The sequence below is a fragment of the Rhodococcus sp. NPDC058521 genome, assembly GCF_042719695.1.
GTDB lineage: Bacteria > Actinomycetota > Actinomycetes > Mycobacteriales > Mycobacteriaceae > Rhodococcus_F.
Window position 1 is genome coordinate 133,757 of the sequence record NZ_JBHXNL010000005.1, and the last position, 19,210, is coordinate 152,966.

Annotated in this window: 16 protein-coding genes; 9 read left to right on the plus strand and 7 right to left on the minus strand. The window is 64.6% G+C overall.

Annotated elements, in window-relative coordinates; translation table 11 throughout:
* Window positions 1–20: 20 nt before the first annotated feature.
* Entirely contained in the window at window positions 21–734 is a 714-nt protein-coding gene (locus ACFWO3_RS10490; RefSeq protein ID WP_378576927.1) for a GNAT family N-acetyltransferase, read from the plus strand.
* Between the two features lie 43 nt (window positions 735–777).
* Window positions 778–1,827: a glutathione S-transferase family protein gene (locus tag ACFWO3_RS10495; RefSeq protein WP_378576929.1), complete on the plus strand. Its 1,050-nt coding sequence runs from the start codon at window positions 778–780 to the stop codon at window positions 1,825–1,827.
* A 4-nt stretch (window positions 1,828–1,831) separates the two neighbouring features.
* Here ACFWO3_RS10495 and ACFWO3_RS10500 read toward each other — a convergent pair whose 3' ends face one another.
* The 3 genes from ACFWO3_RS10500 to ACFWO3_RS10510 are packed head-to-tail and all read right to left on the minus strand — an operon-like array spanning window position 1,832 to window position 3,050.
* The gene (locus ACFWO3_RS10500) at window positions 1,832–2,224 is read right to left on the minus strand and encodes a VOC family protein (protein WP_378576931.1); all 393 of its coding nucleotides are present in this window, start codon (window positions 2,222–2,224) and stop codon (window positions 1,832–1,834) included.
* Between the two features lie 5 nt (window positions 2,225–2,229).
* Window positions 2,230–2,382: a helix-turn-helix domain-containing protein gene (locus ACFWO3_RS10505; RefSeq protein ID WP_378576933.1), complete on the minus strand. Its 153-nt coding sequence runs from the start codon at window positions 2,380–2,382 to the stop codon at window positions 2,230–2,232.
* Window positions 2,383–2,390: 8 nt separating this feature from the next.
* Window positions 2,391–3,050 (minus strand): AraC family transcriptional regulator, encoded by a 660-nt coding sequence (locus ACFWO3_RS10510; RefSeq protein WP_378576935.1) that lies wholly within the window; start codon window positions 3,048–3,050, stop codon window positions 2,391–2,393.
* A gap of 114 nt (window positions 3,051–3,164) precedes the next feature.
* On the opposite strand from ACFWO3_RS10510, the gene ACFWO3_RS10515 reads away from it, so the two are divergent.
* A complete protein-coding gene (locus tag ACFWO3_RS10515) occupies window positions 3,165–3,869 on the plus strand; it encodes a hypothetical protein (RefSeq protein WP_378576937.1) in 705 nt (234 codons plus the stop codon).
* Window positions 3,870–3,908: 39 nt separating this feature from the next.
* Here ACFWO3_RS10515 and ACFWO3_RS10520 read toward each other — a convergent pair whose 3' ends face one another.
* Window positions 3,909–4,196: a putative quinol monooxygenase gene (locus tag ACFWO3_RS10520; RefSeq protein WP_378576939.1), complete on the minus strand. Its 288-nt coding sequence runs from the start codon at window positions 4,194–4,196 to the stop codon at window positions 3,909–3,911.
* 16 nt (window positions 4,197–4,212) lie between these two features.
* Window positions 4,213–5,598 (minus strand): glutamate decarboxylase, encoded by a 1,386-nt coding sequence (locus ACFWO3_RS10525; protein ID WP_378576940.1) that lies wholly within the window; start codon window positions 5,596–5,598, stop codon window positions 4,213–4,215.
* A 136-nt stretch (window positions 5,599–5,734) separates the two neighbouring features.
* Here ACFWO3_RS10525 and ACFWO3_RS10530 point away from each other — a divergent pair, with 136 nt between their 5' ends.
* From ACFWO3_RS10530 to ACFWO3_RS10545, 4 genes are all read left to right on the plus strand, one after another.
* The gene (locus ACFWO3_RS10530; protein ID WP_378576942.1) at window positions 5,735–6,793 is read left to right on the plus strand and encodes an ABC transporter ATP-binding protein; all 1,059 of its coding nucleotides are present in this window, start codon (window positions 5,735–5,737) and stop codon (window positions 6,791–6,793) included.
* Window positions 6,790–7,560 carry a hypothetical protein gene (locus tag ACFWO3_RS10535; protein WP_378576944.1) on the plus strand — a complete coding sequence of 257 codons (771 nt, stop codon included), beginning with the start codon at window positions 6,790–6,792 and terminating at the stop codon, window positions 7,558–7,560. The genes ACFWO3_RS10530 and ACFWO3_RS10535 overlap by 4 nt, the downstream gene beginning before the upstream one ends.
* A 55-nt stretch (window positions 7,561–7,615) precedes the next feature.
* Window positions 7,616–11,476, plus strand: a complete 3,861-nt coding sequence (locus tag ACFWO3_RS10540) for an ABC transporter ATP-binding protein (protein ID WP_378576946.1) — start codon at window positions 7,616–7,618, stop codon at window positions 11,474–11,476.
* A 108-nt stretch (window positions 11,477–11,584) separates the two neighbouring features.
* Window positions 11,585–15,382, plus strand: a complete 3,798-nt coding sequence (locus tag ACFWO3_RS10545) for a multifunctional oxoglutarate decarboxylase/oxoglutarate dehydrogenase thiamine pyrophosphate-binding subunit/dihydrolipoyllysine-residue succinyltransferase subunit (protein WP_378576949.1) — start codon at window positions 11,585–11,587, stop codon at window positions 15,380–15,382.
* Window positions 15,383–15,421: 39 nt separating this feature from the next.
* On the opposite strand, the gene ACFWO3_RS10550 is transcribed toward ACFWO3_RS10545, so the two are convergent.
* Both ACFWO3_RS10550 and ACFWO3_RS10555 read right to left on the minus strand, forming a co-directional pair.
* Window positions 15,422–15,988: a hypothetical protein gene (locus tag ACFWO3_RS10550; protein ID WP_378576951.1), complete on the minus strand. Its 567-nt coding sequence runs from the start codon at window positions 15,986–15,988 to the stop codon at window positions 15,422–15,424.
* Between the two features lie 80 nt (window positions 15,989–16,068).
* Window positions 16,069–16,713, minus strand: coding sequence for a TetR/AcrR family transcriptional regulator (locus ACFWO3_RS10555; RefSeq protein WP_378576953.1), 645 nt, complete (start codon window positions 16,711–16,713; stop codon window positions 16,069–16,071).
* 70 nt (window positions 16,714–16,783) lie between these two features.
* On the opposite strand from ACFWO3_RS10555, the gene ACFWO3_RS10560 reads away from it, so the two are divergent.
* Window positions 16,784–18,376: a flavin-containing monooxygenase gene (locus tag ACFWO3_RS10560; RefSeq protein ID WP_378576956.1), complete on the plus strand. Its 1,593-nt coding sequence runs from the start codon at window positions 16,784–16,786 to the stop codon at window positions 18,374–18,376.
* A complete protein-coding gene (locus ACFWO3_RS10565; protein ID WP_378576958.1) occupies window positions 18,373–19,206 on the plus strand; it encodes an SDR family NAD(P)-dependent oxidoreductase in 834 nt (277 codons plus the stop codon). The genes ACFWO3_RS10560 and ACFWO3_RS10565 overlap by 4 nt, the downstream gene beginning before the upstream one ends.
* The last annotated feature ends 4 nt before the right edge of the window (window positions 19,207–19,210 follow it).

The window sequence follows — 19,210 nt, forward strand, 5'->3', positions numbered from 1 at the left end:
CCGGTCGATACGGTGAACGGATGGACTCGCACCAACTCGCCATCGCACGCCTTGCGTGGGCCCGCACTCTGGGGCTTTCCGACGACGCCCTGTCCAACTCCGGCACCCACGAGGGCGGGTCCTCTACGACTGTCGAGTTCCTTCGACTCGGTGACGTCTGCGCCCTGGTGGGCCCCACGTACCTCACCGACCGGACCGCGGGCAGCGCTCTCGACGCGTTCGCCGACCCCGCCACACTCCTGTCGTTGACCGAAGACCGATCCGCTCGATGCATCGGACCGGAGATCCTGTACTTCGCCACGGACTACGCCGCCGTCGGTGCCGGGCCGGAGGACGGCGGACCGGACGACGATGGCCCGCTCGTGTCCCGCGAGCCACACCACGCCCACGCAGTCGCGCGCCTGTGTCCACCGGACGACATTGCGGACCTGCACCTCGACCAGCAGGACACGTCCTTCACGATCCTCACCGACGACGAGTACCCGACCTCGACGGCCGGCTACCTCGAGAAGGAAGGTCTCGTCGCCGATGTCGCGGTACTCACCGCACCCACGCACCGCCGGAACGGACTCGCCTCGGCCGTAGGACGATTCGCCACAGACGACGCGCTCGATTCCGGACTGATCCCCCAATTTCGGGTACACCGAGACAATTTCGCGGGACAAGCACTCGCACGAAGACTCGGTTACATCGAAGGCGGCCTGCGTTTGTCCCTGAACGTTCAACCAAAATAGGGGTAGGCTACCGACAACAGCCAGACGACAAGGGGGACGATGCGTGACGAAGAGTGATTCGGATTCCAACCAGACTGCACCAGAAGAGAATTCCTACGTGCAACCCGGCACGGAGTACACCCGGGACACCCGTTACATCGAAACCCGAATCACCGCAGACGGCCGGGACGGCTACCCCGTGGAGCCCGGCCGCTACCGATTGGTGGTCGCACGTGCCTGCCCGTGGGCGAATCGGGCCATCATCGTTCGACGCCTTCTGGGCCTCGAAGACGTCCTCTCCATGGGAGTGTGTGGCCCGACCCACGATCAGCGCAGCTGGACCTTCGATCTCGACCCCGGTGGCGTCGACCCTGTCCTGAAGATTCCCCGAATCCAGGACGCATACTTCGCTCGAGTTCCCGACTACCCGCGAGGTATCACCGTTCCGGCAATCGTGGACATTCCGTCCGGCCAGGTAGTGACCAACGACTTTCCCCAGATGACCCTCGATCTGTCGACCGAGTGGAAGCAATACCACAGGGAGGGCGCGCCGGATCTCTACCCGGAAGACCTTCGGACCGAGATCGACGAGGTGGCCGATCTGGTGTTCCGTGACGTCAACAACGGCGTGTATCGGTGTGGATTCGCGGGCTCACAGGATGCGTACGAAAGCGCATACGATCGCCTGTTCGACCGCCTCGACTGGCTCACCGAACGTCTCTCCGGGCAACGATTCCTCGTGGGAGACACCATCACCGAGGCCGACGTACGACTCTTCACCACCTTGGCCCGGTTCGACGCCGTCTATCACGGGCACTTCAAGTGCAACCGCAGCAAGCTCACGGAAATGCCCGTGTTGTGGGCCTACGCGCGCGACCTGTTCCAGACCCCCGGTTTCGGCGACACCATCGACTTCACCCATATCAAGGATCACTACTACGTCGTCCACACCGATGTGAACCCCACCGGGATCGTTCCCAAGGGGCCCGACCCGAAGAATTGGCTCGAACCGCACGGTCGCGAGAAGCTCGGCGGGCGCCCGTTCGGCGCGGGCACGCCGCCGAACCCTCCCAAACCCGAAGAGGTCGTCCCGGCGTCGCACCGGGTGGGATGACTACTCAGGCTCCGCCGTACGTTCCGAAGTTCCAGAAAACCCCTTCTGGATCGCGGCAGGTGAACCCACGGGAGCCGTAGTCCTCGTCGCGCAACTCGCGGGTGATGGTCGCATCCGCTTTCACGACCCGGTCGTACAGTTCGTCCGGGTTGTCTATCACCACGTAGATGGAGCCGACGCCCACTGGAAGCTGGCAATCCGATTCGGGCCTACTCGAGCCGAGCATGATGCCGCCGCCGCCCGGCCAGGCGAGTTCCGCGTGTTCGACGAGATCTCCTTCGCCGTACACCGCGGTTTCCACGAATCCGAGAACGTCGACGAGGAACCGGATCGCGCCGCGCGCGTCCGCGTACATGAGGGTGGGCCAGACGATCGTTTGTGTTTTCGTCGTATTCATGACGATCACTCTGCGCCGTCTTCGGCCTTCCAGTCTTGGACGAATGTGAAGTTCTCCGACCGCCGCCACTCCGACGGCGGCATTCCCGCCAATTCTCGCCAGTCTCTGGCCATGTGCGCCTGGTCGTAGTAACCGCACATCCCGGCAATCTCGGACAACGGCGGAATCAGGTCCCGGCGCAGGTGCTGGTGGGATCTGTGAAACGACCGAGCCGAACCGCGTCCTTGGGCGTTATCCCGAACTCGGTCCGAATCTTTGTCACCAGATGCCTTCTGCTCCAGCCGATCTCGTCGGCGACATCGGCGACCCGCGCCCCTCCGTCGCCGACCAGTCGACGCCAGCCGTGGTGAACGTCGGCGTTCGGGTTCGCGTCGGCGAGGCGCCGGGCGAACACCTCGTCGCACACCGCGAATCGCGCCGCCCAGGTGGACTCCGCGGCGATCCGCTCGCGCAGTTCGATGGCGTCACTGCCGATGACATCGCGTAACTCCACGACGAGATCGCCCAGTTCGGAGGTCGGCATCCCGAGAAGTGTTCGAGAACCCATCGGCGTCATCGAAATCTGGATGCCGTGCTGGTTGCCGTCGTGAGGAAGCGCCACCGGGGACATGGACAGGCCGCCCACGAGCGATTCGTAGCTGTCGTCGAAGCCGCAGGCCTGCACAGTCAACGGCCGATCGAGGGACAGCACGACCGTGAGATACGGCGAGGGCAGACCCGCATGCACTCCCGGGTCGAATCCACTCAACCGATAACCGTCGTATCCGTGAACGAACTGCCGTAGAGCAGGAGGCGGGACCCGGTGGACACCGACGAATACCTGCACGACCACCACCCTAATTCCCCCTGTGCGCGGTTGGCGAGCCTCTGCACTCGCTGACCACGCACAGGGGAGGATTGATTAGAGTCGACCCGAACGCACAACTCGATGGGAGCACCGATGGCCGTGAACGAGAATGCGCCCGACGGCCGAATCGAGAAGGTCCTCGTTTCGGTCCTGGACAACGGCAGCCGCCTCCAAGCCCCTGCCGTCGCAAAGTACGTCGACCGCGTCCGCCGAGCTCACCCGGACGAATCACCCGCTCAGATCATCGAACGCATGGAGAAGATGTTTCTTGCCGCGGTGACGGGCAGTGGCGGGGCCGTCGGTGCCACCGCCGCAGTCCCCGGTGTGGGCACCATCGCCTCACTCGCCGCGGTAGGCGCGGAATCGGCGTTCTTCCTCGAGGCGTCCGCACTCTTGACCCTCGCCATTGCCAGCGTCCACGGCATTTCCCCCGCGGACCACCAGCAGCGGCGTGCGCTCGTTCTCGCGGTCGCACTCGGCGAATCCGGGATGGAGATCGTTCAGAAGGCGACCGGGTTGACCGCGCAGAACTGGAGCAAGGCCATCACCTCGCGCCTTCCCGGAAGCACGATGCGCGGCATCAACAGTTCGCTCGTCCGAAAGTGGATCGCCAAGTACGCGGCGAAGCGCAGTGCACTGGTTCTCGGCAAGCTCGTGCCCGCCGGAATCGGTGCCGCCATCGGAGGCGCAGGCAACCGGGCGATCGGCAAGGGCGTCATGAAGAACGCACGACAGGCGTTCGGCGCCCCGCCGGTACGGTTTCCGGTGGTGATAGACGCGCCTGTGGTCCCGAACTGACCCACACACCCCGAACTGACCTGTGCGTCCCGAATCGACCTACGTCAGGGACCTGACGTCACCGACTTCGTACTCGGCCACAGACGCCGACAGCATTTCGGCGCCCTGCTCGTCACTCGGCCCGCTGCCTCGGAACTTCTCCACAGCATCCCGGCTTTCCCAGAGCTCGAACACGTTCACGCGCTCGGGGTCGATCAGGTCCGGAGTGATGGCGAAGTCCAGACACCCGTGGGTTCCGCGGGCCTGCTCGACGACGCTCACGCATCCCTCCAGGTAGGCCTCGCGCCGTTCGGATGCGACCCGGATGTGTCCTGCAACGACGAGCATCGATATTCCCCTGTTCCTAATGAGCGAAGTGCTCCGCTGTGGAGCCACTTCCACCTTTCGATTTCAGTTCCGCGCACACCGCCTCGAACGCCTCGCACAGCTCGCGTCCCAGATCCGCACTGAACCCCTCCCGCACGACGATACGCAGAACCGCCACGCTCTCGGCGTTCGCCGGCATCGTGTACGCGGGCACCTGCCAGCCGCGCGCACGCAACTCGTGCGACACGTCGAAGACGGTGAAACCAGGATCTCCGGCCAGCTCGAAAGTGACCACCGGAATCGCACTGCCGTCGGTGATCACGTGAACCGCATCGAGCTTCGACAACCGCTCACTCATCCGAACGGCGGTGTCGCGCAATGCTTCCATGATCGCCTGATAACCGGCCCGGCCGAGTCGAAGGAAGTTGTAGTACTGGCCCACGACCTGATTTCCCGGCCGCGAGAAGTTCAGGGTGAATGTGGGCATGTCTCCGCCGAGGTAGTTGACCCGAAACACCAAGTCCTCCGGCAGGTACTCCGAACTGCGCCACACCACGAATCCGATACCCGGATAGGTGAGTCCGTACTTGTGCCCACTGACGTTGATCGAAACCACGCGCGGCACCCGGAAATCCCACTTCAGGTCCGGGTGGAGGAAGGGCAGCACGAACCCTCCACTCGCCGCGTCCACGTGCATCGGTACGTCCGGGCCACCCGATTCGGACAGGCGATCCAGCGCCTCCGCTATCTCCTCGACCGCTTCGATCTCTCCCGTGTAGGTCGTTCCGGCGATCGCGACGACGCCGATCGTGTTCCCGTCCACCGCCTCCCGCACCTGATCGGCGGTGATCACATAGCGCCCGAGCTCCATCGGAAGATACTTCGCCTCGACGTCGAAGTAACGGCAGAACTTCTCCCACACCACCTGAACATTGCTGCCCAGCACGAGATTCGGGCGTCCGGTGTCCGCGCTTGCCGATTCCCGTGCGGCGCGCCAACGCCACTTCATCGCCAACCCCGCAAGCATCACCGCCTCGCTCGACCCGATGGTCGACACCCCTGTTGCACTCGCGGCATCGGTGTCCGACAGATTCTCGGCATGGAACAGATCGGCAACCATCGCCACACACCGAGCCTCGATCGCGGCGGTCGCCGGATACTCGTCCTTGTCGATCATGTTCTTGTCGAACGTCTCCGCCATCAACTTGTCGGCCTGCGGGTCCATCCACGTGGTCACGAACGTCGCAAGATTCAGGCGTGAACTGCCGTCCAGCATCAGCTCGTCGTGAATGAACCGATACGCCCCCTCGGGGTTGGTTTCTTTCTCCGGCAGCCGCAACGCCGGGAGCGGCTCCATGGACAAACGGCCCGTGTAGGCCGGCGTCAGATACGCCTTCGGATTCTTGTGATGCTTGCTGCTCACGAGTTGCCCCAATCGAGTACACCCAGCACGACGAGTACTCCCAGCATGCTCCGCCGTGCACCGCCGTGTCCTCGGGTCCGGTGAAGTAGTGTCGGCAGGGTTTCCAGTTCGACTTCGGCCAGGGAGGGCGCACGCATTGACTGCAGCGGGTCCCGGCATCCTCGCGCCACCCATCGCGGTGAACGACGTGTCGAAGAGCTTCAAGGACGTGCAGGCGGTCTCGGACCTCACGTTCACCGTTCGTCGCGGTTCCGTCACGGGTCTGCTGGGGCACCCTGGGTCAGGGAAGACGACGGTGCTTCGGATGATTCTCGGACTGGTCCGGCCCGCGGCCGGTGATGTCACCGTGGAGGGTCTGCCGTTCGCTCACCTCCGACGACCGGCGAGCATCGTCGGCGCGGACCTCGGTCCAGGAGGAGCGCATCCGCGCAGAACTCCACTCGGGCACCTTCTCGTGCACACGGCCGCCGCAGGGGTTCCGGATATCCGTGCCGACCACGCGTTGTCCACGGTGGGACTGTCCGACGTCGCTCATCGCCCCATCGGCGAACTGACGCCGGGAGCGCGGCGACGACTCTCCCTGGCGACCGCCCTGCTCGGCGATCCGCACATCCTGGTCCTCGACGAACCAGTCACCGATCTGAATCCGGAGGAAACGCACTGGATGCACGCGTTTCTGAAGGGGTTCGCCGCCACCGGCGCAGCGGTACTGCTCACCGCGACCAACCTGCGCGACGTGGAACAACTCGTCGATCATGTCGTCGTCCTCGGAGGCGGCCGACTCGCCTTTCAGGGCCATATCGACCACCTCCGGCGCGCTCGGCAGGACCGACTCCTTGTCGCCTGCTCCGATCCGGCCACACTCGCGACCGCTCTTGCCGCCGGCGGTGTCGTCGACACTCGCTCGCTCGTCGACGGCAGGCTCGCGGTCGTGGGCGCGCCTGCGGGCGCCGTGGAGCGTGTCGCCGCATCGACCGGCGTCGTCCTGTACGCAGTCTTCGAGGACCGAGTCGAACTCGAACAGCTGTATCGGCAGATCTCGTCGGGGCAGTTCGTTCCGGGAGCGAGCGCGGCGGCCCCGGCAGGCTTCGGGGTCCCGCCGGCGAGATGGCAGGGTCAGGCCCCCAACCCACAGATCCAGCCGCCGCCCGGACACCCGCCCCGGCAGTGGCACGGACCGGGAGGCGCCCGATGATCGATTCTCTGCGCTCGGAGTACCGCAAGGTGTTCGGCCTCCGTGAATGGTGGGCGGTCGCGCTGGTCCCCATCGTCGTCGGCATGTTCGCAGCGGCGATCGCCTTGCCCCTGATGCGTATGTTCCGGGCCGAAGACACCACCGAAAGCGACCCGTACGCCACCCTCACGGCACTCGCTGCACCGCTCGCACTGGCGGTGCTGTCCTCCGGCCTGTTCGGGGCCCTGAACTTCGGGTCCGACTTTCGCCACAACACCCTCGCGACCAGTTTCCTGACCACACAGCACCGAGATGTGGTGATCGGGTCGAAAGTCGCGGTCAATGCCGCATTCGGTACCGCCCTGTGTCTCCTCGTCGAAGTCGCAGCCCTACCGGTCCTGCTCGCATTCGGCGGAGACGACTTCCACGTGAACGCCGCACTGTTCGCCCAACTGGGTGCGGCTCTGATCGCAGCGTTCGCCTGGTCGCTCGTCGGGAGCGGGCTGGCGATGCTGACCAGATCGGTGACGATCGCCGCCGTCGGACTCCTCGCCTGGTACACGATCGTCGAGTTCCTGCTGCGCCTCGCCCTCGGTGCGATCGGCGCGGACGGTCTGGCACGCATCCTGCCCGTCTCCGCGACGACCGGCGCGATCGTGAACGCGGACAACCCCTCCCCTGTCGAATCCTTGCCCTCCTTCGCGACCGGCACCGCCGCGATGCTGGTGTGGGCTCTCGTCATCGGCGCGGCCGGGTGGGCTCTGACCAGGGTCCGCGACGTGTCCTGAGGGCCGGTTCGCACGAATAATCACATGTCGGGGCGCGGGTCTAACGTGGAACCCGATGACACAACAGACCTCGACTCCGGGAACCGAGACACCGGGAACCGGCGTCCCGGTCGTCGGCTCGGCGTCGAGGCCCGACCCGGGCTGGATTCGACGCCTCACCCGGGAGTGTTGGACCCACCGGGGGATCGTCGTCGGCGCCCTCGGCGTCACCGTCGTAGCCGCAGTCATCGACATCACCTTTCCCCTGTTGACCAAGGTGGCGGTGGACTCTGCCGCCGCCGGCGACCCCGGGCACACGGTTGCCGTCGTCGCGGGACTCATCGCTGCTCTCGCAGCGGTCAGGTTCGGGTGCCAGTACGGACGGCGCATGCTGTCCGGCCGCCTGTCCCTCGACGTCCAGCACGACCTCCGGCTGCGACTTCTCGGTTCCCTGCAACGACTCGACGGACGTAAACAGGACCGCATCCGCACCGGACAGGTGGTGTCCCGGTCGATCACCGACCTCCAATTGGTGCAGGGTCTCCTCGCGATGGTGCCGATGTCGATCGGATCACTGCTGCAGTTCGTCCTGGCACTCACGATCATGGTGTGGCTGTCTCCACTGCTCACCCTCGTCGCGCTCGTCGTGGCACCCGCCGTCGCCTATGTGGTGTCGACGATGCGACCCAAACTCTTCGCTGCCACGTGGGCCGCCCAACAGAGCGCAGCCGACCTCGCCCAGCACGTCGAGGAAACGGTTACCGGAGTCCGAGTCGTGAAGGGCTTCGGTCAGGAGCAGCACGCAGTCGACCAACTCGAAACGCACAGCCGAACTCTGTACGCGCACCGAATCCGCTCCGCCCACATCAATTCGCGCTTCGCCCCCACCATCGCGGCACTTCCCCAACTCGGCCTCGTCGGGATCATCGTGTTCGGTGGCCTCCTCACGATGCACGGGTCGATCACGGTCGGCACGTTCCTGGCCTTCGCCACCTACGTGACCGCAATGGCGGCCCTCACCCGCCAGTTGTCTTCAGTGGTCGTGCTCGCTCAGTTGTCGAGAGCCGCCGTCGAACGCGTCTACGACGTCATCGACACCGAAGCCGACGTGGGCGATCCCCAGCACCCCCTGCCCGTACCGGACGGCCCTCTCGGCGTGCAGCTGCGATCCGTCTCGTTCGGATTCGAGAGCGATCGCGGCATTCTCCGCGGTCTCGACCTGAAGTTGGCGCCCTGCGAGACGGTTGCCGTCGTCGGCACCTCCGGTGCGGGCAAGACCGCACTGTCGCTTCTGCTCCCCCGCTTCTACACACCCGACTCCGGCACCGTGTCGTTGGTCGGCGCCGACGACACGGTCGACCTCACCCACGTCCGAGCCGGCGAACTCCGCGGAGCGGTCTCGCTCGTGTTCGACGAACCGTTCCTGTTCTCGGACTCGGTAGCGGCCAACATAGCCCTCGGCCGACCCGACGCCACCGCCGAGGAAATCCAGGCAGCGGCACGGATGGCGCAGGCCGACGACTTCATCGCAGCCCTGGCCGACGGTTACGACACAGTGGTGGGCGAACGCGGCCTCACGCTGTCGGGAGGCCAGCGGCAACGCATCGCACTTGCCCGGGCCCTCCTCACCGACCCACGCGTGCTCGTGCTCGACGACGCCACGTCGGCGGTCGACGCAACCACGGAAGCAGCGGTCTTCGATGCGTTGCGGTCGGACCGACGGCGAACGACGCTGATACTCGCTCACCGGCGATCCACCCTGTCCTTGGCGGACCGCGTCGCGGTGTTGGACGAGGGACGAATAATCGATGTCGGCACCGTCGACGAACTGGACGAGCGCTGCCCGCTCTTTCGCGAACTGTTCGCCGCCGGCGACGAGACGACCCGACCCGGTCCTCCGGAACCCCACCCGGTGACGACGCCGACCCGAACGACCGAGGCGGTGCTCTGGCCCGAAACCGTGGACCCACCCGAGGAAGGGGGCAGCGCGACACCCGAACGCACCTCTCACGGGTCGGCTTCGGGGAAGGGGCCCATGGCGGGCGCACTCGGCGCCGTCGCCGCAACACCCGAACTCGAGGCCGCAGTGCGTGCGTTGCCCCCCGCGACGGAAACGCCGGGCGAAGACACTTCCGCCCTCCGCACACCCGAACCGAACTTCGGTCTCTCTCGCATCCTTCGGCCCGTCCGCCTGCTTCTCGCCGCAGTGATCGTGTGCCTCGCACTCGACGCCCTCGCCGGGATTGCATTCCCCTCGATCGTCCGGTACGCGGTCGACCACGGTGTGGTCCCCGAGCATTCTTCGACGCTGTGGGTGGCGGCGATCGGCGGCATCGCCCTCGTCGCCGTCGACTGGCTCGTCGTCGCGATCATGACGGTGCTCACCGCACGAACAGGTGAGCGAGTGCTGTTCGGCCTGCGGGTACGCAGCTACGCCCATCTGCAGCGACTCGGACTCGACTACTACGAACGTGAGCTGTCGGGCCGAATCATGACCCGCATGACGACCGACGTCGACGCGTTGTCGTCGTTCATCCAGACCGGTATGTCCACGGCTGTCGTCAGCGTCCTGACATTGGTGGGCATCTCGGTCGCGCTACTCGTCACCGATCCGACACTTGCGATGGTCGCGCTCGCGGTACTCCCACCGTTGATCGCCGCAACGCTCGTGTTCAGGAAGGTGTCGTCGGCCGCGTACACCGTTTCGCGCGAGCGAATCTCTCTCGTCAACGCCGACTTCCAGGAGAACATCGCGGGCCTGCGCGCCGCCCAGGCCTACCGGCGCGAGGAGTATGCGGCCAGGCGTTTCACCGAACGCGCGGAGAGCTACCTTCGAAGCCGGATGCGCTCACAGCGCGCGATCTCGCTCTACTTCCCTTTCATCGCCTTCCTCTCGGATGTGGCTCTGGCAGCGGTGGTGTTCGTCGGTGCGCGTCAAGTGGCCGACGGTCACACCACGGCGGGAGTTCTCGTCGCGTTCATTCTGTACCTGGGTCTTCTGTTCGGACCGATTCAGCAGTTGTCACAAGTCTTCGACGGGTACCAGCAGGCGTCCGTCGGTCTGCGCCGTATCGGCGACCTTTTGCGCACCCCCACCTCCATCGAGGCCGCGCGTACTGCGGACGAGGTGCCGATCGAGGGCAGACTGCACGGCGACGTCTGTTTCGAGGACGTCGGCTTCGGATACGCCGGGTCCGAGAACTTCGCGCTCGAAAACATCGATCTGCATATCCCGGCCGGTACCTCCATGGCACTGGTCGGCAGAACCGGGGCCGGCAAGTCCACCATCGTCAAGCTGCTGGCTCGCTTCTACGACCCCACCAGCGGCGCGGTACACGTGGACGGCGTCGATATTCGACGATTCGATCTGTCCCGGTATCGAAGCCGACTGGGCGTCGTCCCGCAGGAAGCCCACCTGTTCACCGGAACCGTCGCCGAGAACATCGCCTACGGCCGTCCCTCGGCCGAACGTGCGGACATCGAACGTGCGGCGAGCGCAGTCGGCGCACTCGACACGATCGCAGGTTTACGTGGTGGGATGCGTCACGCTGTCGGTGAACGTGGGCAGGGCCTGTCCGCCGGGCAGCGTCAGCTCATCGCACTCGCCCGCGCCGAACTCGTCGAGCCCGATCTGTTGCTTCTCGACGAAGCGACCGCGACGCTCGATCCCGCAACGGAGAGGGCGGTTCTCGACGCCGGCCGACTCGTCACCACGCGGCGCACTTCGGTCATCGTGGCGCACCGTCTGGCAACCGCCGCGCAGGCCGATCTCGTGGTCGTCGTCGACGGCGGACGCATCGTGGAATCGGGCACACACGCCGCACTCCGACACGCCGGTGGCCACTATTCGAGACTGTGGGATGCATCCCAGGCCGCGGCAGGGAATAATCCGGGGGCGAGAACCGTCATCGATGGTGACCCCATCGAATGGCCGTGAGGCGAATCACACCTGTGTGCCGAGCGTTGCTCGTCACACAGGGGACTGGTCTCATGTACATAGGCGCTCTGATCGGGTACCGAAATAGAAAAGAGGCGAATACCTGCCGTGAGCAGCAGCTCTACATCCCAGTTCGGACAGAATCAATGGTTGGTTGACGAGATGTACCAGCGCTTCCAGGACGACCCGTCGTCCGTGGACGCAAGTTGGCACGAATTCTTGACGGACTACACCCCTGATGCGGGAACGACCGACAACGCCGCCGCGGCGCCCAGCGTCGACAAGGGTGCGACCAACGGTCGAGGTTCTGTCTCCAGCCCCAGTTCCTCCAACGGGCACAACGCCCCGCCTGCCGCCTCCGCTGCTCCGGCACCGAAGACCGCCCCGCCCAAGGCCGCCACCTCCGCGCCCGACGGCAAAGCATCCGCGCCTGCCGCGCAATCGAAGTCCGCACCGGCGAAACCCGCCGCAAAGCCGGACAAGAAGGCAGACACCAAGAAGGCCGATGCCCCAAAGTCCGACGCACCGGCCGAGGACGAGACCAAGGTTCTGCGCGGGGCCGCTGCTGCCGTCGCGAAGAACATGAACGCCTCGCTGACGATCCCGACGGCCACCAGCGTTCGGGCGATCCCCGCAAAGCTGATGTTCGACAACCGCATCGTCATCAACAACCACCTCGCGCGTACGCGTGGCGGAAAGATTTCCTTCACCCATCTTCTCGGTTACGCGATTGTTCAGGCGGTCAAGGCCTACCCGAACATGAACAACCACTTCGAGGAGATCGACGGGAAGCCGAACGCGATCACGCCGGCCCACACCAACCTCGGTCTGGCGATCGACCTCGCCGGGAAGAACGGCCAGCGTTCCCTCGTCGTCGCCGCGATCAAGAACACCGAGACCCAGAACTTCACCCAGTTCTACTCCGCCTACGAGGACATCGTTCGGCGCGCGCGTGACGGCAAGCTGACGGGCGAGGACTTCTCGGGCGTCACCATCTCGCTCACCAACCCGGGCGGTATCGGCACGGTGCACTCCGTCCCGCGCCTGATGAAGGGGCAGGGCGCCATCATCGGCGCGGGCGCGATGGAGTACCCGGCCGAGTTCCAGGGTGCGAGCGACGAGCGGATCGCCGAGATGGGCGTCGGCAAACTCATGACCCTGACGTCCACGTACGACCACCGCATCATTCAGGGTGCGGAGTCGGGCGAGTTCCTGAAGACCATTCACAACCTGCTCATCAGCGACGAGTTCTACGACGAGATCTTCCACTCGCTGCACATCCCGTACGAGCCGGTCCGTTGGCGCAAGGACGTTCCCGAGGGCGCGGTCGACAAGAGCACGCGAGTGCTCGAGCTGATCGCCGCCTACCGGAACCGCGGCCACCTGATGGCCGACACGGATCCACTGCAGTTCGTGAAGGACAAATTCCGGTCGCACCCGGACCTCGACGTCACGACACACGATCTGACGCTGTGGGATCTCGACCGCGAGTTCAAGGTCGGCGGGTTCCACGGCCAGGAAAAGATGAAGCTGCGGGACGTGCTGAGCGTGCTGCGCGACGCGTACTGCCGCCACGTCGGTGTCGAGTACACGCACATCCTCGAGCCCGAGCAGCAGCAGTGGCTGCAGGATCGGGTGGAGGCGCACCACGTCAAGCCGACCGTCGCTCAGCAGAAGTACATCCTGAGCAAGCTCAACGCCGCCGAGGCCTTCGAGACCTTCCTGCAGACCAAGTACGTCGGCCAGAAGCGGTTCTCGCTCGAGGGTGCGGAATCTGTCATCCCGATGATGGACGCCGTGATCGACCAGTCCGCCGAGCATGCGCTCGACGAGGTCGTCATCGGTATGCCGCACCGCGGCCGTCTGAACGTCCTCGCGAACATCGTCGGCAAGCCGTACTCGAAGATCTTCACCGAGTTCGAGGGCAACATGAACCCGGCTGCCGCGCACGGTTCCGGTGACGTGAAGTACCACCTGGGCGCCGAAGGCACCTATATCCAGATGTTCGGTGACAACGACATCACCGTGTCGCTCACCGCGAACCCGTCGCACCTCGAGGCGGTCGACCCGGTTCTCGAGGGTCTCGTCCGCGCCAAGCAGGACATCCTCGACAAAGGTGAGGACGGCTTCACCGTCCTGCCGCTCATGCTGCACGGTGATGCCGCATTCGCAGGCCAGGGTGTCGTCGCCGAGACCCTGAACCTGGCGCTGCTGCGCGGTTACCGCACCGGCGGCACCGTCCACGTCGTGGTCAACAACCAGGTGGGATTCACCACGGCTCCCGAGCATTCGCGCTCGTCGGAGTACTGCACCGACGTGGCCAAGATGATCGGCGCACCGATCTTCCACGTCAACGGTGACGACCCCGAGGCATGCGTGTGGGTCGCCCAGCTCGCTGTCGACTTCCGGGAGAAGTTCCAGAAGGACGTCGTCATCGACATGATCTGCTACCGCCGTCGCGGTCACAACGAGGGCGACGACCCGTCGATGACCCAGCCGGCGATGTACGACGTGATCGACACCAAGCGCAGTGTCCGCAAAAGCTACACGGAATCCCTCATCGGTCGTGGCGACATCTCGCTCAAGGAAGCCGAAGATGCCCTCCGCGACTACCAGGGCCAGCTCGAGCGGGTGTTCAACGAGGTTCGCGAACTCGAGAAGTACACGCCGGAGCCGAGTGAGTCGGTCGAGTTGGACCAGCCGTTGCCCACCAAGCTCACGACCGCGGTCGACGAATCGGTACTGCATCGCATCGGCGACGCGTTCGCGAACGTGCCCGAGGGCTTCAGCATTCACCCACGTGTGAAGCCGGTCGTAGAGAAGCGTCGTGAGATGTCCCGTGCGGGCAAGGTCGACTGGGCTTTCGCCGAACTCCTCGCCTTCGGGTCCCTCGTCGAGGAGGGCACCATGGTGCGTCTCTCCGGCCAGGACTCCCGCCGCGGCACGTTCACGCAGCGCCACTCGGTCCTCATCGACCGCAAGACTGGTGCCGAGTACACGCCGCTGCAGAACCTGAGTTCGCAGAACGAGGACGGGAAGCCCGGCAAGTTCCTGGTGTACGACTCCGCTCTCAGCGAGTTCGCTGCAGTCGGTTTCGAGTACGGCTACTCGGTCGGAAACCCGGAGGCGCTCGTTCTGTGGGAAGCACAGTTCGGTGACTTCGTGAACGGTGCCCAGTCGATCATCGACGAGTTCATCTCGTCGGGTGAGGCGAAGTGGGGTCAGCTGTCCGACGTCGTGCTGCTTCTCCCCCACGGCCACGAGGGACAGGGCCCGGACCACACGTCGGGCCGTATCGAGCGATTCCTCCAGCTGTGTGCGGAAGGTTCGATGACCGTCGCCGTCCCGTCCACCCCGGCGAGCTATTTCCACCTGTTGCGCCGCCATTCGCGGGACGGCATCCGTCGTCCGCTCGTCGTCTTCACCCCGAAGTCGATGCTCCGCAACAAGGCCGCCGTCTCGGACATCACGGACTTCACCACCGGCAAGTTCCGTTCGGTGTTCGAGGAGCCGACCTACGAGGCGGGCGAGGCATCACGCGAGAAGGTGCAGCGCGTGCTTCTGGTGAGCGGCAAGCTCTACTGGGAACTGCTTGCGAAGAAGGAGAAGGACCAGCGCGAGGACATCGCGATCGTCCGTATCGAGCAGCTCTACCCGGTCCCGAGCCGGCGTCTGCGGGAAACTCTGGATCGCTACCCGAACGCCACCGAGTTCCGGTGGGTTCAGGAGGAGCCAGCGAATCAGGGGGCATGGCCGTTCTTCGGGCTCGCCCTGCCCGAGCTTCTCCCGGACAAGTTGGCCGGCATCAAGCGGGTTTCTCGCCGCTCGATGTCCGCCCCGTCCTCGGGTTCGAGCAAGGTTCACGCCGTGGAGCAGCAGGAGATCATCGACGAGGCCTTCGGCTGACCTGATCTCCGCCCACACCCCGACCGATGTCACACAGGTTCAGCTCACGCGAACCGGTGTGACATCGGTCGTTTCGTGGTGGTGTCGTGGGGCGTGGCGCGCGGCCAACACCTCGAGCACGAACACGACGAGCAGCATCGCCTGCATGCCGTGCAGACCGATGAAGTGCGGGATTCTCATGTCACCCCCGGTGCTACTCCAGTTCGTCAGCGGGAGCCCCGGATCTGCATCGCTCGCACCGACGGTGTGCCCCGAAATGAGCACTACGTCTCGACCCTCGGCATCCTGTTCGGTGCGTTCTCCGTGGTATCCCATCGTGTATCCGAGCATCATGCCGACGACGGCGAAGAAGAGTCCGACCCTGATCGCACGCGTCCACGAGGGTGTTCCCAATGCCTTGGAAGAGCAGTATCCCGGCCACCGCAACATCCACGCCAGCGTGGCCCCGAAGATCGCGAACGACACCGCGAACTTGAAGGGCTCGAGCCACACCGAAACACCGAGAAGGGTTCGGTCGTCCACGAACATGGCGCAGGCACAGAACAACGCGAGTGCTGCCATGACGGCGACCATTGCGGTCAGAGAACGTTGCTTGACGGAGGTCATACGCCGACGCTATGAACGCGGCGCACTCGCAGACATCACCCCACGGTTCCGTGGTGTCCTAGCCCTCCGGTATCAGTCGGTCAGTTGACGAGCCCCAGTAGGTTCGACGCCTGCTCGGGTGAAGACGCCAGCGCCAACGACGGCAGTGCACGGACGTTCATGTCGACGAGGTCCTCGCGCGATATCACCGGGTCCCGCAACCAGCTGATGGTGGCTTCCTCGACGAAGGCGATCCACCCGCGCACCGCGAGTTCCAGTTGCGGCGTGCGTTCGACTCCGATTCCCGGCAGATAGATCAGCACACGGTCGGCCATCACCGTGCGCGTCTCCTCGAACACCGCGCGCATGTCGGGGTCGCCACTGGCGGTACCTCGCAGAAGCGAGACGTAGGTGGATCGGTTCTGCGAGACGTAGTCGACGTAGGAAGCGATGACACCGCGTAGAACGTCGATCAGCGAGTCGGCGGACACGTCACCGTCGCGTAGTTCGCGGGGAGCTGTCTTCTTCAACATCTCGTGGCTGTTCTCGCGCACGATTTCCACGTGAAAGTCGTGCTTCGAGGCGAAGTAGTGAAACAGCAGGCCGCGAGATACGCCGGCCTGATCGGCGATCTCCTCGACCGAAATCTGCTCGAGTGGCCGATCTGCCAGCATTTTCACGCCGAGGGAGATCAGCTGGGCTCGTCGCATCGCCGGGTCCAACCTGACTCGTTTCACTTCCTCCATGCGTCATACTCTACTGAACAACGGTCAATAAGCTATTGACTGACCCTCAATAGGGGCTTACTCTAAGTTTATGAGTCTTCCAGTTACAGACACTTTTGCGTCCGGACAGACCGGCGCCGCGAAAGGCGAGGCCAGGCATATCGACACACTGATCATCGGCAGTGGGTTCGCCGGCCTCGGCGCCGCCATCCGACTGAGCCAGAAAGGAAGGAACGATTTCCTCGTGGTCGAGCGGGGCAACGACGTCGGCGGCACCTGGCGAGACAACACCTACCCCGGTGCGGCGTGCGACGTTCCTTCGCATCTGTACTCGTACTCGTACGCACTCAACCCGGAGTGGACCCGATCCTTCTCCACCCAGCCCGAGATCCAGAAGTACATCCAGTCGGTGTCGAAGAAGTACAACGTGCTCGACAAGCACATCTTCGGCTGCGAGGTCGAGAGCGTCCGCTGGGACAACGCCGGTTCACGCTGGCACGTCAACACGTCCAAGGGTGAGTTCGTCGCCCGGATCGTGGTGAGTGCGGTCGGCGCACTCTGCGAGCCCTCCCTACCCGACATCAAGGGCATCGAAGGATTCCAGGGCGAGATCTTCCACTCCGCCCGCTGGAACCACGACGCCGATCTCACCGGCAAGCGCGTCGCCGTCATCGGTACGGGTGCATCCGCAATACAGATCATCCCCGCCATCGGCAAGAAGGTCGACCACCTCGACGTGTACCAACGCACCGCCCCCTGGGTCCTCCCGCGCGCCGATCGCGAGTACACGAAGGCGGAGGGCCTGGCATTCAAGTACCTTCCCGGGTTCCAGCGGTTGTGCCGCGCCGGTATCTACTGGATGCGTGAGACCCAGGTGGTCGGCCTCGCGAAGGCACCCATTTTCATGAAGCCGCTGCAGTTCGCGGCCGAACGGCATCTGCGCCGGCAGATCAAGGACAAGGATCTACGCAAGAAGGTGCACCCGAACTTCCAGATCGGATGCAAGCGCATGCTGATCTCGAACAACTACTACCCCACCCTGGCCAAGGACCACGTCGATCTCGTCACTGACGGCATCGCCGAGGTGACCGCCGATTCCGTGATCTCGAAGGACGGCACGGAGCGTAAGGTCGACGCCATCGTGGTGGCAACCGGGTTCCACGTCACCGACTCCCCCACCTACGAAGGCATCTTCGGCAAGGACGGACGTTCGCTGGCCGAGGTCTTCGAGGACGGCGGACAGCAGGGCTACAAGGGCGCGACGATCGCCAACTTCCCCAACATGTTCTTCCTCGTCGGGCCCAACACGGGCCTCGGACACTCGTCCATGGTGTTCATGATCGAATCGCAGATCAACTACCTCGCATCGGCTCTCGACACCATCGACAAGCATGACCTCGGCACCGTCGAGGTCCGCGAGGACACCCAGAAGGCATACAACGCCGACCTTCAGGCGAAGCTGTCGAACAGCGTCTGGAACAACGGTGGCTGCGCGAGCTGGTACCTGGACAAGCATGGCAACAACACCACGCTGTGGCCGGGATTCACCTTCGACTTCCGCAGGCAAACCAAGAAATTCGACCTCGAGGCTTACGACAGCGTCCCCGCGAAGGACCTTTCGACATCCGCGCCCGCGCCCACCGCGAGCACCCTCGACGACAACGACAAGGTGAGTGCACAGTGAGTTCGTTCGCAGGCAAGGTAGTCGTCATCACGGGTGCGGGTTCGGGCATCGGACGTGCGCTCGCTCTCGACCTCGCATCCAGGGGTGCAAAACTCGCCCTCTCCGATATGGACAGCGTCGGCTTGGCAGAGACCGTGAGCCGCGTCGAAGCGCTTGGGGCACAGGTCAAGTCCGATCACCTCGACGTCACGCAGCGCGAAGCCGTTCTCGAGTACGCGGACGCCGTGGCCGCCCACTTCGGAAAGATCAACCAGATCTACAACAACGCCGGAATCGCTTACCACGGCGAGTTCGAGAAGTCCGAGTTCAAGGACATCGAGCGCGTCATGGACGTCGACTTCTGGGGAGTTGTCAACGGCACCAAGGCATTTCTTCCCCACCTGATCGCCTCGGGTGACGGCCACGTCGTCAACGTGTCGAGCTTGTTCGGGCTGCTCTCGACCCCCGGCCAGAGTGCCTACAACTCCGCCAAGTTCGCCGTACGCGGGTTCACCGAATCGCTGCGCCAGGAGATGCTCATCGCCAAGCATCCGGTCAAGGTCACGTGCATCCACCCCGGCGGCATCAAGACCGCCATCGCACGCAACGCCACCGCCGGCCCCGGCGAGGACCTGGCCGTGTCCGCCAAGTACTTCGACGACAAGTTGGCAAGGACCACACCCGAGACCGCAGCGAAGGTCATCCTGAACGGGGTTTCGAAGAGCAGGGCGCGGGTCCTGATCGGAGCCGATGCCAAGTTCCTCGACTTGCTGGTGCGGGTAACAGGTTCCGGCTACCAACGCCTGGTGGCCACGGTCGCCGGCAGGGCCCTGCCGAAGTCGGCCGAGTAGGCCC

What these genes read in the sequence shown, in the direction of transcription:
- ACFWO3_RS10490 (WP_378576927.1), top strand. Translation starts at nt 21, where the DNA reads ATGGACTCGCACCAACTCGCCATCGCACGCCTTGCGTGGGCCCGCACT.
- ACFWO3_RS10500 (WP_378576931.1), bottom strand. Translation starts at nt 2,224, where the DNA reads ATGAATACGACGAAAACACAAACGATCGTCTGGCCCACCCTCATGTAC.
- ACFWO3_RS10515 (WP_378576937.1), top strand. Translation starts at nt 3,165, where the DNA reads ATGGCCGTGAACGAGAATGCGCCCGACGGCCGAATCGAGAAGGTCCTC.
- ACFWO3_RS10520 (WP_378576939.1), bottom strand. Translation starts at nt 4,196, where the DNA reads ATGCTCGTCGTTGCAGGACACATCCGGGTCGCATCCGAACGGCGCGAG.
- ACFWO3_RS10535 (WP_378576944.1), top strand. Translation starts at nt 6,790, where the DNA reads ATGATCGATTCTCTGCGCTCGGAGTACCGCAAGGTGTTCGGCCTCCGT.
- ACFWO3_RS10540 (WP_378576946.1), top strand. Translation starts at nt 7,616, where the DNA reads ATGACACAACAGACCTCGACTCCGGGAACCGAGACACCGGGAACCGGC.
- ACFWO3_RS10550 (WP_378576951.1), bottom strand. Translation starts at nt 15,988, where the DNA reads ATGACCTCCGTCAAGCAACGTTCTCTGACCGCAATGGTCGCCGTCATG.
- ACFWO3_RS10555 (WP_378576953.1), bottom strand. Translation starts at nt 16,713, where the DNA reads ATGGAGGAAGTGAAACGAGTCAGGTTGGACCCGGCGATGCGACGAGCC.
- ACFWO3_RS10560 (WP_378576956.1), top strand. Translation starts at nt 16,784, where the DNA reads ATGAGTCTTCCAGTTACAGACACTTTTGCGTCCGGACAGACCGGCGCC.